At 68.5% G+C, this 14,301-nt stretch carries 15 protein-coding genes; 9 read left to right on the plus strand and 6 right to left on the minus strand.

Features of this window, described 5'->3' with window-relative positions; genetic code table 11:
- Positions 1 to 87: 87 nt before the first annotated feature.
- Positions 88 to 1,806 (plus strand): hypothetical protein, encoded by a 1,719-nt coding sequence (locus A4249_RS12170; RefSeq protein ID WP_066555152.1) that lies wholly within the window; start codon positions 88 to 90, stop codon positions 1,804 to 1,806.
- A gap of 6 nt (positions 1,807 to 1,812) precedes the next feature.
- Here A4249_RS12170 and A4249_RS12175 read toward each other — a convergent pair whose 3' ends face one another.
- The 3 genes from A4249_RS12175 to ahcY form a co-directional block, all read right to left on the minus strand.
- Positions 1,813 to 2,190, minus strand: a complete 378-nt coding sequence (locus A4249_RS12175; RefSeq protein ID WP_066552933.1) for a TFIIB-type zinc ribbon-containing protein — start codon at positions 2,188 to 2,190, stop codon at positions 1,813 to 1,815.
- 456 nt (positions 2,191 to 2,646) lie between these two features.
- Positions 2,647 to 3,804, minus strand: coding sequence for an NAD(P)/FAD-dependent oxidoreductase (locus tag A4249_RS12180; RefSeq protein WP_066555155.1), 1,158 nt, complete (start codon positions 3,802 to 3,804; stop codon positions 2,647 to 2,649).
- A gap of 96 nt (positions 3,805 to 3,900) precedes the next feature.
- Positions 3,901 to 5,292 (minus strand): adenosylhomocysteinase, encoded by a 1,392-nt coding sequence (gene ahcY, locus A4249_RS12185; RefSeq protein WP_017506126.1) that lies wholly within the window; start codon positions 5,290 to 5,292, stop codon positions 3,901 to 3,903.
- 135 nt (positions 5,293 to 5,427) lie between these two features.
- Here ahcY and A4249_RS12190 point away from each other — a divergent pair, with 135 nt between their 5' ends.
- Positions 5,428 to 5,823, plus strand: coding sequence for a Tat pathway signal protein (locus A4249_RS12190; RefSeq protein ID WP_066552936.1), 396 nt, complete (start codon positions 5,428 to 5,430; stop codon positions 5,821 to 5,823).
- A 4-nt stretch (positions 5,824 to 5,827) separates the two neighbouring features.
- On the opposite strand, the gene A4249_RS12195 is transcribed toward A4249_RS12190, so the two are convergent.
- Positions 5,828 to 8,005, minus strand: a complete 2,178-nt coding sequence (locus A4249_RS12195; protein WP_066552939.1) for a primosomal protein N' — start codon at positions 8,003 to 8,005, stop codon at positions 5,828 to 5,830.
- Positions 8,006 to 8,035: 30 nt separating this feature from the next.
- On the opposite strand from A4249_RS12195, the gene fsa reads away from it, so the two are divergent.
- From fsa to A4249_RS12210, 3 genes are read left to right on the plus strand one after another with little or no spacing between them, the layout of a single operon-like run.
- Complete coding sequence (fsa, locus tag A4249_RS12200; protein ID WP_026108568.1) at positions 8,036 to 8,689, plus strand: fructose-6-phosphate aldolase; 654 nt, start codon at positions 8,036 to 8,038, stop codon at positions 8,687 to 8,689.
- 37 nt (positions 8,690 to 8,726) lie between these two features.
- Positions 8,727 to 9,440 carry a DUF484 family protein gene (locus A4249_RS12205; protein WP_045810688.1) on the plus strand — a complete coding sequence of 238 codons (714 nt, stop codon included), beginning with the start codon at positions 8,727 to 8,729 and terminating at the stop codon, positions 9,438 to 9,440.
- Positions 9,422 to 10,351: a tyrosine recombinase XerC gene (locus A4249_RS12210; RefSeq protein ID WP_066552941.1), complete on the plus strand. Its 930-nt coding sequence runs from the start codon at positions 9,422 to 9,424 to the stop codon at positions 10,349 to 10,351. Before A4249_RS12205 ends, A4249_RS12210 begins: the two co-directional genes overlap by 19 nt.
- On the opposite strand, the gene A4249_RS12215 is transcribed toward A4249_RS12210, so the two are convergent.
- A complete protein-coding gene (locus A4249_RS12215) occupies positions 10,348 to 10,692 on the minus strand; it encodes a hypothetical protein (protein ID WP_066552944.1) in 345 nt (114 codons plus the stop codon). The genes A4249_RS12210 and A4249_RS12215 overlap by 4 nt on opposite strands.
- 202 nt (positions 10,693 to 10,894) lie before the next feature.
- Between A4249_RS12215 and A4249_RS12220 the strand changes: the two genes are divergently transcribed.
- The gene (locus A4249_RS12220; RefSeq protein WP_156494711.1) at positions 10,895 to 11,842 is read left to right on the plus strand and encodes a retroviral-like aspartic protease family protein; all 948 of its coding nucleotides are present in this window, start codon (positions 10,895 to 10,897) and stop codon (positions 11,840 to 11,842) included.
- Here A4249_RS12220 and A4249_RS12225 read toward each other — a convergent pair whose 3' ends face one another.
- Positions 11,843 to 12,634, minus strand: a complete 792-nt coding sequence (locus A4249_RS12225) for an SDR family oxidoreductase (RefSeq protein ID WP_055754369.1) — start codon at positions 12,632 to 12,634, stop codon at positions 11,843 to 11,845. It abuts the gene before it with no gap.
- Positions 12,635 to 12,769: 135 nt separating this feature from the next.
- Between A4249_RS12225 and A4249_RS12230 the strand changes: the two genes are divergently transcribed.
- From A4249_RS12230 to uraH, 3 genes are read left to right on the plus strand one after another with little or no spacing between them, the layout of a single operon-like run.
- Positions 12,770 to 13,147 carry a hypothetical protein gene (locus A4249_RS12230; protein ID WP_066552955.1) on the plus strand — a complete coding sequence of 126 codons (378 nt, stop codon included), beginning with the start codon at positions 12,770 to 12,772 and terminating at the stop codon, positions 13,145 to 13,147.
- A 53-nt stretch (positions 13,148 to 13,200) separates the two neighbouring features.
- On the plus strand, positions 13,201 to 13,755 hold the full coding sequence (locus A4249_RS12235) for a lipocalin family protein (protein ID WP_066552958.1): 555 nt from the start codon (positions 13,201 to 13,203) through the stop codon (positions 13,753 to 13,755).
- 50 nt (positions 13,756 to 13,805) lie between these two features.
- Entirely contained in the window at positions 13,806 to 14,204 is a 399-nt protein-coding gene (gene uraH, locus A4249_RS12240; protein WP_082854147.1) for a hydroxyisourate hydrolase, read from the plus strand.
- The last annotated feature ends 97 nt before the right edge of the window (positions 14,205 to 14,301 follow it).

Raw genomic sequence — 14,301 nt, forward strand, 5'->3', positions numbered from 1 at the left:
ACGCGCTCGCACCGTCGCTCCGGCGTGCGCATAAACATTCCGGCTTCGAAAACCTCGCCTTAAAGGCTTGGGATGCAGGATCGGCCCATGGCGGGTCCGATCCATTACGAAGTCTATGTCCGCAAGAGCGCTCCGTCGTCGTGGACGCTGCTGATCGCGACCGAAGACCGCAAACACGCCATCGAGACCGCCGAGGAACAGCTTCGAGACCGTCTCGCCATCGCCTCGCGCGTGACCAAGGAGACGCTGGACCCAGAGACCATGGAGTTCAGCTCCCTGACCATCCTGACGCTGGGCGCGCCGGAGGAGCGAAAGAAGAAGGTCGCCGACAAGGCGGTCCCGCCGGCCTGCAGCAGTCCGGCCGAACTCTATTCGCCCCATGCCCGCGCCCTGATCGGCCGGGTGCTGGAAGACTGGCTGAAACGCGAGGGCGTGACCGCCTTCGAACTGCTGCATCGTCCCGATGTGGCCGAACGGCTGGAGGCGGCCGGGGTCGAGCTCCAGCACGCCATCCAGAAGGTCGCGGTCCCCGAAAGCCAGGCCACGGGCCAGGAGGTGCACGGGGTCGTGCGCCACTATCAAAAGCTGATCGAACAGGCGATGGCCCGCCTGCGCAAGGCCGGACGCGACGGCCTGTTCCCCGCTCTGGACGACCGCTCCATCGCCGATCTGGCGCATCGGCTGACCGGCGCGCCGGATCGGGCGCTGCGCATGGGCGGGGTGGTCGCCGGCGCGCTGAAGGATCGGCGCGGCGCCCGCGATCGCCTGACCGTCCTGATGGATTTGATGGACGCCGCGCCCGCCGACGGCCCGCCGCGCGCCCTGGTCGTGGTGGTGGTCGAGCAGATTGTCGCCGAAATGCTGGCCGTGCGCACCAACCTGACCGAGATTTTGGGCCCGTCGCTGGATCAGGGCGCCAATCTGGCGGCCATCGTGCGCATGGTCGCGCCGGACGAGATGGACGCCCTGTTACGGATGGACCCGCGCCTCGCCCTGATGATGCCCCAGGTCGAGGGACCGGCCGCGCGCCTGGGCCTGCATCTGGCCTCGGGTGAGTTTCCGCTTCTCGCCGCGTCCTTGGCTCGCCTTGTCACCCGCGAACTGACCAGCCAGCGCCGCCTCCGCCCCCAAGATCCGGTCGGAGAGATCGACATCCTGCGTCTGCTGGCCATGGCCCTGACGGCCTCGGCCGGGCGACTGCTGACGCTGGAAGAGGTTCAGACCGCCTTCGTCGAACGCTCCAAGAGCCTGGTCACGGCCGATTTCGTCGGCGCCTACGTCAACCCCTGCCCGACGGTCTTGGCCGAGGCCGAGCAGCTGACCCGCCTTTGCGAGAACGTGACCGGCGGGGCCAACAAACGCGCCGCCGCGCGGTGGCTCAGCGCCTGCATCGGCTCGCTGCGTTTCGAAACCGAGATCCGCCAGTCCGTCCCGGGCGGCCCCAGCGCCTCGCACAAACTCGCGACCCTGGCCCGGCTTCAACGCTCGGTTCAGGCCGCGCATCTGGCCGATCACGACCAGGCCCAGATCATGGACGCCATAGGAGCGGTCGGGGCCAATCTGGAGGCCGACGCCCATCTGGTCGCCCAGATCGTCCGCGCCCAGGCGGCTGCGCCTCAAAAGCTGACGGCCCTGCTGAAACTGGCCACCGGTGAAGCCGGCCCGCTGGGCCCCGTGGCCGACCGCGCCCGCGCCGAGGCCATCAAGCTGCTGCGTTCGCCCGACGTCCGCACCGCCCTGACCGCCGCGCCGCAAAACGTGGCGGCGTTGAGAGGCCTGATGCAGCAGGCGGGCCTGGCGGCCTAGCCGACCTCAGTCGAAGATGTCGAAGATGCTGTCGCGCTTCTTTTTCTTGTAGCGATAGTCGTCGTCGCGATGCCGGTCGTCGCGATATTTGTCGCTTCGGTAGCCTCGATCGTCGCCGCGATACGGCTGTGACGCCCCGCCGCCCCAGGGTTGGGCTGGGGGCTGGGCATAGGGCTGAGGCTGCGGCGGCGGCGCATAGGCCTGCGGCGCGGGCGCGACCGGGGCTGTGGCGCGGCCCTCCTCGACGGCGGCGGCCATCAGCTTTTCCAGCTCGCCGCGATCCAGCCAGACGCCCCGGCAGTCGGGGCACATGTCGAACTGGACGCCATTGCGCTCCAGCGTCTGCATGGCGGCGTTGTCGTTGGGGCACATCAGAAGGGGCATGTCGGGCTCCGATCGAAAAAGAATGGGCGGTCGATGCGACAGGCCAGGAGGGGAAAGCTTCGCCGCATCGACACGCCCGTGCGGTCCGACATCGCGTCGCACGATCCGGCGCAAGGAAGGGGGACGCCGGACCGCGAGAACGCCAGAGGGGCCCGTTCCGCCTCTTCAAGCTAGGCGCCGTCGCCGCCCGCCGCCATGCGTCGCGGGGCCGCAGGGGGCTTGGGCCGCTCCTGCCATCCTATCGGCGACGACGATTGCGCGCCTTTACCGTGCCTTACGACCGACCAGCGACCCTTCGCCTGTCATGGCCCTGAACCGTGTTAGAATGGCGCCCCGGTCTTTGACATCTTCACGCCCCGCCAGAACGCGCGCCGAATTAGACAGATTAGACGAATTAGACGGTGTTTTTTGTCAGCGGACCCGCCGGCTGAAGTGCACGGACTGCACTCGAAAATTCTAGCAGACCTGCCCGGCGGCCCAGCCCGACGACCAGGCCCACTGGAAATTATAGCCGCCCAGCCAGCCGGTCACGTCCACCGCCTCGCCGATGAAATACAGACCCGGGATCGCCTTGGCCTGCATCGTTTGCTGGTCGAGCGCGGCCGTATCGACCCCGCCCAGCGTCACCTCGGCGGTCCGATAACCCTCTGTCCCCACAGGCTTGACCGCCCAGGCGTTGACCGCCTGATCCAGCCGCCGCAGCACCTTGTCCGACAGGTCCGCCAGATTGCCCGACGCCCCTTCGCGCTGGCACAGGCTCTCGGCCAGACGGCGCGGCACGATATGGCCCAGCGCGGTGTGCACCGCCTGTTTGCCGTTCGACGCCTTGGCAGCCTTCAACTCCTCGAACACGTCGCGGCCCGGCGCCATCGAGGCCACCACCGCCTCGCCCTCGCGCCAGTAGGAGCTGATCTGAAGAATGGCCGGACCCGACAGGCCCCGGTGGGTGAACAGCATGGCCTCGTGGAAGCTGGCCTTGCGCGCCTTGGCCCCTTCGGGCGCCGAGGCGACCGAGGCGTCGACCGCCACCCCCGCCAGCGGCGTCAGCGTCTCCAGCAGCCCGGCCTCGAACGTCAGCGGGACCAGCGCCGGCCGGGTCTCGGTGACGCGAATGTCGAACTGGCGCGCGACCTCATAGGCCCAGCCGGTGGCCCCCATCTTGGGGATCGACTTGCCGCCCGTCGCCACGACCAGCGACGCCGCCGTGACCTGCGACCCGTCCGACAGGATCGCCGTGAAGCCGTCGCCGGATCGTTCGATCCGCGTCACGCCGGTTTTCAGGCTCAGGGTCACGCCCGCCGCCGACATGTCGTCGGTCAGCATACGGACGATCTGCTTGGCGCTGTCGTCGCAGAACAGCTGACCCAGCGTCTTCTCGTGCCAGGCGATTCCGGCCCTATCGATCCGCTTGACGAAGTCGTGCTGGGTGTAGCGGCGCAGGGCCGAGGTCGCGAACCTGGGGTTCTCGCCCAGGAAGTTCGCCGGCCCGCAGCCCAGATTGGTGAAGTTGCAGCGTCCGCCACCCGAGATGCGGATCTTCTCGCCCGGCCGGTCGGCATGGTCCACGACCCTGACCCGCCGCCCGCGTCGCCCGGCCTCGATGGCGGCCATCATCCCGGCCGCGCCGGCCCCGACCACAAGGACGTCGACGAGGGCGTCCGAAGACGCCCTCGTCACTTGGAACCTCGCGGTTCCAGCCTCGGGGAGAGCTTAGTAACGGTAGTGATCCGCCTTGAACGGGCCTTCGACCGGCACGTTGATGTAGTCGGCCTGGTCCTTGGTCAGGACGGTCAGCTTGGCGCCCAGCTTGGCCAGGTGCAGCATGGCGACCTTCTCGTCCAGGTGCTTGGGCAGGGTGTAGACCTTGTTCTCGTACTTGTCGGCGTTGGTCCACAGTTCGATCTGGGCCAGCGTCTGGTTGGTGAAGGACGCCGACATCACGAAGGACGGGTGGCCCGTGGCGTTGCCCAGGTTCACCAGGCGGCCTTCCGACAGCAGGATGATCTTCTTGCCGTCCGGGAACTCCACGTGGTGGACCTGCGGCTTGATCTCGTCCCACTTGAAGTTCTTCAGGCCGGCGACCTGAATCTCCGAGTCGAAGTGGCCGATGTTGCAGACGATGGCGTTGTTCTTCATCTGCCGCATGTGGTCGACGGTGATGACGTCCTTGTTGCCGGTCGTCGTCACATAGATGTCGGCGCGGCCGGCGGTGTCGTCCAGCGTCTGGACCTCATAGCCTTCCATCGCGGCCTGCAGGGCGCAGATCGGGTCGATCTCGGTCACGATCACGCGGGCGCCGCCCTGGCGCAGCGAAGCGGCCGAGCCCTTGCCCACGTCGCCGTAGCCGCAGACCACCGCGACCTTGCCCGACAGCATGACGTCGGTGCCGCGACGGATCGCGTCGACCAGCGATTCCCGGCAGCCGTACAGGTTGTCGAACTTGGACTTGGTGACGCTGTCGTTGACGTTGATGGCGGGGAAGGGCAGCTCGCCCTTTTCGGCCATCTGATACAGGCGGTGCACGCCCGTGGTCGTCTCTTCCGACACGCCGCCGATGGCGTCGCGGATGGCCGAATAGAAGCCCGGCTTCTCAGCCAGATAGCGCTTCATGACCTTGAAGAGGGCCTCTTCTTCTTCGTTCTGCGGGTTCGCCAGGACCGAGATGTCCTTCTCGGCCTTCGGACCCAGCACGCACAGCAGGGTCGCATCGCCGCCGTCGTCCAGAATCAGGTTTGGATAGCCGCCGTCGGCCCATTCGAAGATCTTGTGGGCGTAGTCCCAGTACTCTTCCAGCGTCTCGCCCTTGGTGGCGAAGACCGGCGTGCCGTTGGCGGCGATGGCGGCGGCGGCGTGGTCCTGGGTCGAGAAGATGTTGCACGAGGCCCAGCGCACTTCGGCGCCCAGGGCTTCCAGCGTCTGGATCAGGACCGCCGTCTGGATGGTCATGTGCAGGCTGCCGGCGATGCGGGCGCCCTTCAGCGGCTGGCTGGCGCCGAACTCGTCACGCAGGGACATCAGGCCCGGCATTTCGGTTTCAGCGATCTCGATTTCCTTGTTGCCCCAATCGGCCAGGGTGATGTCGCGAACGATGTAGTCGGTCATGGCTTGGGCTCCCGGCCGCAATGAGTTTGGGCCCTCATAGCCCGGCGCGCGTCGAGTATCAACAAACACATAAAGATATCCTTATGCGATCCAGGCTCAGCAGTTTCTTAAATCCTGGCCGGTAGAGACCTCATCATGGAACGCCGCGCTCTTCTCGGTCTCGCCGTCGTCGCGACGGCCGCCTCAACCTCCGCCCGCGCTTCGAGCGGCGGCGCGGCGCCGTCGGCCGACACCTATATCCGGCTGCCAGTCATCACCGCCTCGATCCTTCAGGCGAACGGTCGTCGGGGCGTGCTGACCATCGAAACCGGCGTCGATGTGCCCGATGCGAACCTTCGCACCCGCGCCCAGCAGTCCGCGCCGCGCCTCCGCGCCGCCTACAACACCGCCGCCCAGCGCTTTGCCAACGGCTTGCGTCCCGGCGTCGTGCCCGACATCGACCAGCTGTCGGCCCAGCTTCAGGCGGCGACCAACGCCACCTTGGGCCGCCCCGGCGCCCGCCTGCTGCTCGGCACAGTGATGGCCGTCTGAGGCTTCATAAGAACGAATAAGGATCGACGTCGACCGTCAGGCGGACGGAGCCCGGCACCTTCACCCGCTGAAGCCAGGCCCGCAGGAAGGCCTGGAGGTTCACGTCCCGATCGGCTCGCACCAGCAGCCGTTTGCGCCGGCGTCCCCGCACCAGGGCGAGCGGCGCATCGGCGGGGCCATAGACCTCCAGCCGTTCGGCGTTGGGAATGGCCTGGGCCAGGTCGTTCGCCGTCTTCTCGACTGCGGCCGCATTCTCGCTGGACAGAATGATCGCCGCGAGCCGGCCATAGGGCGGCAGGGAAGCGGCCTCGCGCTCGGCCATCTCCGCCTCGACGAAGGCGTCGCGGTCGCCGGCCGCCAGCGCCATCAGCACCGGATGCTCGGGGGTCCAGGTCTGAAGCAGCGCCCGCCCCGGCCGATCCGCCCGCCCCGCTCGCCCCGTCGCCTGGGCCAAGAGCTGATAGGTCCGCTCGGCCGCGCGCAGGTCGCCCCCGCGCAGGCCCAGGTCCGCATCCACCACGCCCACGAGCGTCAGGCGCGGAAAGTTGTGGCCCTTGGCCGCGGCCTGCGTCGCCACCAGAATGTCGATCTCGCCGTCGGTCATCCGCTGGATCAAAGCGCGGGCTGATCGGGCGTCGGGCGCGGTGTCCGAGCTGAACACCGCCGTGCGCGCCTCGGGGAACAGCTGGCGCACCTCCTCCTCGACCCGCTCCACGCCCGGCCCGACCGACACCAGCGAATCCTCGGCCCCGCACGACGGGCACAGTTTCGGGCGCGCCATGGAAAAGCCCGTGAGGTGACAGACCAGCCGCCCGGTATAGCGATGCTCGACCAGCCAGCTGTCGGTGTCCGGCGCGGTCAGCCGATGGCCGCAGGCCCGGCACAGGACGACGGGCGCGTATCCGCGCCGGTTCAGGAACAGCAGGGTCTGTTCGCCCCGCAGCAAGGTCTCGCCGATGGCCAGACGCAGCGGCTGCGACAGCCAGGTCTGGGGGTCGGGTGTATTCTGGCGAAGGTCCAGCAGGGCGATGTCCGGCAGGACCGCCGTCCCGTGCCGCGCGCCCAGCTTCAGCCAGTCGTAGCGCCCGCTCTGGGCGTTCCATAACGTCTCCAGCGACGGCGTCGCCGAGGCCAGGACCACCGCCGCCCCCTCGATCCGCGCCCGCGCCACCGCCAGGTCGCGGCCATGATAGACTAGGCCTTCCTCCTGTTTGAACGAACCGTCGTGCTCCTCGTCCACCACGATCAGGCGCAGGTTCGTAAAGGGCAGGAACAGGGCCGAGCGCGCCCCGACCACGATGTTGCAGCGCCCGGCGACGACCGCCTCCCACACCTGGCGGCGGCGCGGCGGGGCGACGCCGGAATGCCATTCGGCCGGGGCGGCGCCGAACCGGGCCGCGATCCGCTCGATCAGGGCCTGGGTCAGGGCGATCTCGGGCAGCAGGATGAGGATTTGCGCCGCCGCATCGGCCCGCAGCACCCGCGCGATCGCCTCCAGATAGGCCTCGGTCTTGCCCGACCCCGTCACCCCATCCAGCAGGAAGGGGCGGAAGCCGCCGCCCGCCACGCCCTCCGCCATCGCCGTCGCCGACGCCGCCTGGTCGCCGTTCAACGCGGCGGGCGCATGGTCGGGGTCGGGCCGGTCGAACGCCGCCTCGGCCGCGATCTCGATGATCTCCAGCACGCCCTCATCGATCAGGCCCTTGACCACGCCCGACGACACGCCCGCCGCCCGCGCCAGGTCGGCCGGCGGCATGGCGCGATCGCAAAGGGTCTCCAGCACGCCCGTCCGCGCCGGGGTGGCGCGCGACGGCGACCGCTCGCCCACGCGTCGCACCCGGCGTTCCGGCCGGGGCCGGGGCGCGCGCAAGCCCTTCAGCGCCGTCGCCGCCATCTCACCCGGCGCCGACAGGGTCCAGCGTCCGGCCCATTCGACGAAATCCATGACGCCCGCAGGCAGCGGCGGATCGTCCAGCACGCTGTCGATCGCCTTCAGTCGCCGGTTTGAGCCTGTGGTTTCGAACACCTCGGACACCACGCCCCGGATCAGGCGCGGCCCCAGCGGCACGGCGACCTGATCGCCCCGCGCCAAATCTCCGTGGGCCAGGCTCAGCGCCTCGGGAACCTCGTAGTCGAAGGCCTCCGGCACCGGCAGGGGAATGAGGACCGAGGCGACTTTCACCGAACTGCGCCCTCGGCTATGAAGCCGCCCATGAAACTCTTTCTCGATACCGCCGACGTCGCCGTCATCAAGGACATGGTCCCCACCGGAATGGTGGATGGCGTCACCACCAATCCGTCGCTGATCGCCAAGTCGGGTCGGAACATCGCCGAGGTCATCGCCGAAATCTGCGCCCTGGTCGAGGGGCCGATTTCCGCCGAGGCCGTCTCGCTCGATTTCGAGACCATGGTCAAGGAAGGCGACAAGCTGGCCGCCATCGCGCCGAACGTGGTGGTGAAACTGCCCCTGACCTGGGATGGCCTGCGCGCCTGCCGCGTCTTCACCGACAAGGGCATCAAGACCAACGTCACCCTGTGCTTCTCGGCCGCCCAGGCGCTGCTGGCCGCCAAGGCCGGCGCCACCTTCGTCTCGCCGTTCGTCGGACGTCTAGAAGACAACGGCGCCGACGGCATCGGCCTTCTGGAAGAAATCCGCGTCCTGTATGACGTGCACGGTTTCGAGACCCAGATTCTGGCCGCGTCCCTCCGCAATGTCGGCCATGTCGCCGCCGCCGCCGTCGCAGGATCGGACGCCGCCACCTTCGGCGCCGACACATTCAAGGCCTTGGTGAACCACCCGTTAACCGACAAGGGTCTTGATGCCTTCGTGGCGGACTGGGCCAAGACGGGTCAGTCTATTCTGTAGCATTGCGGTTTCCGGAGAGGTCTGTTTGAGCGGCTCATTGGACCTTTTCGAAACGTCGGAATCGGACGCAACGCCCCATATCGGCGACGGCTTGCATTGGCCCGACGTGCGCGGCTGGCTGCAGACCCACCCTCAGACCCTGCTGGACGACCGCTCTCTGCTTGAAGAGATCGGTCTGCGGCCGCACGGCCGCAACGTGGTCGAGTTCGGCGCCGCCGCCCTGACGCGACTGGAAGCCGTGGTCGAGCGCGAGACCGGCGCCCGGCGCGAGATCGAACTGATCGCCCGCGCCAACTTCGCCGCCCAGACCCAGACGCATGTCGCGACCCTGGACCTGATGGAGGCCAAGAACCATTCCGACCTGGCACGGCGGCTGGATGCGGCGGCGCAGGGGCGGTTCGGCTTGGCCGGCGCCGCCATCGCTCTGGAAAAACCCGGCGGCGTGCCCTTCGGCTGGCGCGCGCTGGAAGAAGGCGACGTCGACAACCTGCTGGGCGAGCATGGCCTGACCTGGCTCGGCCCGATGATATCGGGACTGAATTTCTTCGGCGCGGCCGAGGATCAGGTGCGGTCCATCGCCCTGGTCCGCATGGCCCCGCACCTGACACCGGGCGGCCCGCCGCGCCCCTGCATTTGCGCCTTCGGCTCGCCCGAGCCCGAGGGCTTCACGCCCAACATGGGCTGCGAACTGGCCGCCTTCCTGGCGCGGGTGACGGAGCGGATGGCCGAGCGATGGCCGGTACTGAACTGACCGCCTCCGACGCCCTGCGCGCCTGGCTCGATCACTTGGCGCACGAACGTCGGCTGTCGCCCCGCACGCTGGAGGCCTATGGCCACATCGGGCGGCTCTATGTCGCCTTCCTCGAACGCCATCGCGGCGAGGCGCTATCACTGAAAGACATGGGCACGATCACCGCCGCCGAGGTCCGCGCCCACATGGCCGAGCGACGCTCAGGCGAGCACCCGCTGGCAGCCCGGTCACTGAGCCAGAGCCTGTCGGCCATTCGCGGTTTTCACGCCTTCCTCGACCGGCGGTTGGACACGCCCTCCCCGCAGCTGGCCCTGGTGCGCGGTCCCAAGGTCAAGCCGTCCCTGCCCCGGCCGGTGACCGAGGATCAGGCGCGCGGCCTGCTGGCCGAACCGGACGCCGATCCCGACGCCGAACCGTGGGAGGCCGCGCGCGATCGGGCGGTGCTGACCCTGCTCTACGGCTGCGGCCTGCGGATCTCCGAGGCCATGTCCCTGACCCGCGCCGATGCGCCGCTGGGCGAGACGTTGCGCATCGTGGGCAAGGGGTCCAAGACGCGGATCGCGCCGATCCTGCCCGCCGTGCGCGCGGCGGTGGACGCCTATCTGGCCCTGCTGCCCTTCCCGCTCCAGCCCGCCGACGCTCTTTTCCGCGCGCGACGCGGCGGCCCCTTAAGCCCCCGTCACGTCCAGGCCTCGGTGCAGAAGTTGCGCGGCCGCCTGGGCCTGCCCGAGCGCACGACGCCCCACGCCCTGCGCCACAGTTTCGCGACCCACCTGCTGGGCGCCGGCGCCGATCTGCGGTCGATCCAGGAACTGCTGGGCCACGCCAGCCTGTCGACGACCCAGAAATACACCGGCGTCGATGCCGATCGCCTTTTGAGCGCCTATGCGGCCGCCCATCCCCGCGCCTAGCGACGTGGCGCGGGCGGAGCGGGTGGCGCGCCGACTTCGGGCTGGGCCGGCATCAGGTTTCGACCCAGCGCCCGTTGATCCGGCACGGCGTAGCTGATCGGCAGGGGGCAGTTGTTCTGATCGCGCCGGTCCAGCAGCAGATAGCGCCGGACCTGTCCGTCATCGAGCGATCGATCCAGCGTCATGGCGCCGACGCCGCTTTGCCGAGCCTGGATCAGCGGATCGCCGCAACGCTGCGTGTCCTCCCTTGGTGCGGAAACAACGACAGGATCACGGCCGGTGATCGCGCTGGAAGACGCCGCCGTAGGGTCGGACAAGGCCAGCATAAGCAAGGTCAGCATCGCATCCTCCTGTTTCGGCTAGGACGATACGCCGACAACCCCCGATTGGCTAGACGGCGCCGAACGCCGGGCGCGCAGGCGCAGCCGCTATGAGACACGACGGACAAGAATATGTCTCAGGCTCTTCGCCAAATGCGCGTAGCGTGCCCTGCCCTGGCGGAGGCCCGAGGAGGACAGGCGGGTGGGTGTCGAAGGATCGAGCGTGAAGACGTCGCGGCGCAAGACGCTGGGCCTGCTGGCGGCTGCGCCGTTCGTGTCCGCCCAGACTGACGTCCCGGCAGACCCGCCCGATCAGGTCCGGCTGGTGCAAAATCTGCTGACGCGAATGGGCGTCGGCGTGCGTCTGAACGGAAGCGTCCAGCAGGTCTTCGTCATTGACACCGGCGCCGAGCGCAGCGCGGTTTCGGCCGAGTTGGCCCAGGCCTTGGCCCTGCCGCCCGGCCGCCCGGTCGTGGTGCACGGGATCACGGCGGCCGAGGTCACGCCGACCGTCGAACTGGCGCAGATCGAGATCGGACGCCGACGCTTCACCGATCTGACCCTGCCGGTCTTTCCACGCGACGCCCTGGGCGCTGGCGGCCTGTTGGGGCTGGACCTGCTGTCGCGCTTTCGCCTGACGCTGGACGTCAATGCCCGCCAGGTCGCCCTGTCGCCATCGGGTACGACCGGCATCGCTTTGACGACCAGCGCTGACGCCACGCGGCTTCGTCAGCAGGACGTGCTGGTTGCCGGTCGTCGCGGCCGATTTGGTCAGTTACTCCTGACCCGGATCAATGTCGCCGGCGTGGAGGTCGCCGCCTTCATCGACAGCGGCGCGCAATATTCGATCGGCAATCTGGTCCTGATGCAGGCGGTCGAGATGGGCCAGCCCCCCGCCTCATCCGAGCCCGTGCGCATGATCGGCATCGTCGGCGGCGCGGTGACGGCCCGCACCGGCACGACGCCCGCCCTGCATATCGCGGGACGATCGCTGGGACCGACCCCGCTGCTGTTCGCTGACCTGCATGTGTTTCAGGTCATGGACCTGATCGACAAACCGACCCTGCTGCTGGGCGCCGATATCCTGAGCCGGTTCAGCCGCATCACTCTGGATTACGGGCGCAGCCGCGTGGCCTTCGGCGGCGTGCTGCGCCGTCGTGCGCCCGGCTGATCAGATCGCCTTGATCGCTCCGCCGTCCAGTCGGATCAGCGAGCCGGTGACATAGGCCGCCAGCGGACTGGCCAGGAAGGCGGCGGTGGCGCCGAACTCCTCGGTCGTGCCGATCCGGCCGACCGGGATCGATTTGACGGATTCAGCTCGCGCCTCTTGCGGCGTCGTGCCGGTGCGCTCAGCGGTCGCCTGGTCCAGCCTTTCGATCCGCGGCGTATCGATCCGCCCCGGCAGCAGGGTGTTGACCGTCACCCCGTCTGGTCCGACCTCATTGGCCAGGGTCTTGGCCCAGGCCGCGACCGAGGCCCGCAGGGTGTTGGACACGCCCAGCGCCGCCGACGGCTCGACCACCGTGATCGAGGCGACGTTCAGGATGCGCCCCCAGCCGGCCGCCCGCATGGCCGGCAGCACCCGGTCCGTCAGGCGGAAGATCGACAGCACCATCGACTCGAAATGATCGCGCCACACCGCCGGCTCAAGCCCCGACACGCCCGACGGCGGCGGCCCCCCGGTGTTGTTCAACAGGATTTCGATGTGCCCGCCCAGCAGATCCTCGGCCCGGTCCGTCGCCTTCAACAGCGCCTCATGGTCCGCCAGGTCCGCCGTCACTACGACCGCCTTGCCCGGCCCGGATGCGTTCAGTGTGTCCGCCACGGCCTGAAGCCTGCCTTCGTCGCGCGACAGCAGGGCGACGTGCGCGCCCTCCGCGACCAGGGCCGTCGCCACGGCGCGGCCAAGGCCGGATGAGCCGCCGCAAATCAGGGCGCGCTTGCCGTTGAGTTTCAGGTCCATGGTCTTCTCCGATCCCGTGTGGCCCCGATATCGGATGCGCGGGTCCCCAACGCAACGCGGCGTTAACCGAGACGGCGCACCTTCTTTGTCGAGCGGCCGCCTAGACCGCCAGGACAGGCCGGGGAGGGCTCGCCCATGTCGACCAAGATGACGTCCAGCACCCGCCGCCACAGCGATCATTTCGAACCGCAGGACACCGATCCGCACGAACAGCGTCGCCTGCGCGGGCAGTTGGAGCAGATCGACTACGCCGCCTACGTCGCCAACAAGGAGGTGATCGGTCACGCCCTGACCGGCGTGGACGCCGCATCGCTGCAAAAGCTGGCGGTCATGACGGCCACGGCGCGCGCCAAATGGGTGGCGGAATCGCTGCGCCTCGCTCACTCCGGCTCGGCCGTCACGCCGGACCAGGTCGCCCGCCTGACCGCCGCCCGCACGGCCTACGACGAACTGGCCGAAGCCTACGAGGCTCTGCGCCGAGTCATCGAACGGGGCTACGTCGCCCTGCGGTGATCTGACGAGACCGAGTGTCCGGAACCGGGCGTCCTCATCATCGTTCTGCGGCCATGAAAATCGCTCGCACCGCTTCCATCGCCCTGATCGCCGGCGCCGCCCTGGCGCTGGGCGCCTGCGCCACTCTGCAACGCGGTCCCGTCGGCAACGCCGCCGTGCCTCAACCCGCCAAGCCGATCGACCTGAACCGCTACGCCGGCCTGTGGTATGAGATCGGGCGCTACGAGAACGGGTTCGAGCGCGGCTGCGAAGGCGTGACCGCCCAATATACGGTGCGCGACGACGGTCTGGTCGGGGTGCTGAACACCTGCCGCCGGGGCGCGGTCGATGGTCCGGCGAAGACCTCCGAGGGTAAGGCGAAGATCGTCGAGGGCAGCGAAAACGCCAAGCTGAAGGTGTCCTTCTTCGGCCCCTTCTACGTCGGCGACTATTGGGTGCTGGACCACGCCGACGACTATTCCTGGTCCATCGTCGGCGAGCCGTCGGGCCGTTACCTCTGGCTGCTCAGCCGCACCGCGCAACCCGCGCCGTCCGTCCGCGACACGATCCTGACCCGCGCCCGCGCCCTGGGCTATGACCTGACGCTGGTCCGGCCGACCCAGCACTGATCGCTCGCCTCGCGCCGCGCCGACGCCAACCCGCCTTCAAGGATTATTCCATGCGTATCGCAGCGCTTGCCGCCCTGTCCGCCTTCCTGATCTCCGCAGGATCGGCCTCGGCCGAGACCATTTCGACCCACGTCCTGGATTTGGCGCGCGGCGTCGGCGGCCGTGACGTGCCGGTCACCCTTGCGATCAAGGACAGCGACGGCGGCTGGCGACAACTGGCGACCGCGCGCACCGACGACAACGGCCGCGTCCGCTCGTTCGGCGATCAGGTCACGACCCAGGCGGCGACCTACAAGCTGACGTTCGACATGTCGCAATACGGCGACAAGGACGCCCAGCCCTTCTTCCCCGAGATCGACGTGGTGTTCCAGGTCCGCGACCCCAGCATCCACTACCACGTCCCCGTCGTCGTCAGCCCCTACGGCTACAGCACCTACCGCGGCAACTGAGCCGGAGATTGAACGGGCTGACCCCATTTCCATCAGGTCTTGGAAGCCCGACAGAAAACAGCACTAGCAAACGACAGGTTAGATCAAGCTCCCTAAG

The organism is Brevundimonas sp. GW460-12-10-14-LB2 (genome assembly GCF_001636925.1).
Classification (GTDB): Bacteria; Pseudomonadota; Alphaproteobacteria; order Caulobacterales; family Caulobacteraceae; genus Brevundimonas; species Brevundimonas vesicularis.

Coding starts and splice junctions, on each gene's coding strand:
- A4249_RS12170 (WP_066555152.1), top strand. CDS start 88: ATGGCGGGTCCGATCCATTACGAAGTCTATGTCCGCAAGAGCGCTCCG.
- A4249_RS12175 (WP_066552933.1), bottom strand. CDS start 2,190: ATGCCCCTTCTGATGTGCCCCAACGACAACGCCGCCATGCAGACGCTG.
- A4249_RS12180 (WP_066555155.1), bottom strand. CDS start 3,804: ATGATGGCCGCCATCGAGGCCGGGCGACGCGGGCGGCGGGTCAGGGTC.
- ahcY (WP_017506126.1), bottom strand. CDS start 5,292: ATGACCGACTACATCGTTCGCGACATCACCCTGGCCGATTGGGGCAAC.
- A4249_RS12190 (WP_066552936.1), top strand. CDS start 5,428: ATGGAACGCCGCGCTCTTCTCGGTCTCGCCGTCGTCGCGACGGCCGCC.
- fsa (WP_026108568.1), top strand. CDS start 8,036: ATGAAACTCTTTCTCGATACCGCCGACGTCGCCGTCATCAAGGACATG.
- A4249_RS12210 (WP_066552941.1), top strand. CDS start 9,422: ATGGCCGGTACTGAACTGACCGCCTCCGACGCCCTGCGCGCCTGGCTC.
- A4249_RS12215 (WP_066552944.1), bottom strand. CDS start 10,692: ATGCTGACCTTGCTTATGCTGGCCTTGTCCGACCCTACGGCGGCGTCT.
- A4249_RS12225 (WP_055754369.1), bottom strand. CDS start 12,634: ATGGACCTGAAACTCAACGGCAAGCGCGCCCTGATTTGCGGCGGCTCA.
- A4249_RS12230 (WP_066552955.1), top strand. CDS start 12,770: ATGTCGACCAAGATGACGTCCAGCACCCGCCGCCACAGCGATCATTTC.
- A4249_RS12235 (WP_066552958.1), top strand. CDS start 13,201: ATGAAAATCGCTCGCACCGCTTCCATCGCCCTGATCGCCGGCGCCGCC.
- uraH (WP_082854147.1), top strand. CDS start 13,806: ATGCGTATCGCAGCGCTTGCCGCCCTGTCCGCCTTCCTGATCTCCGCA.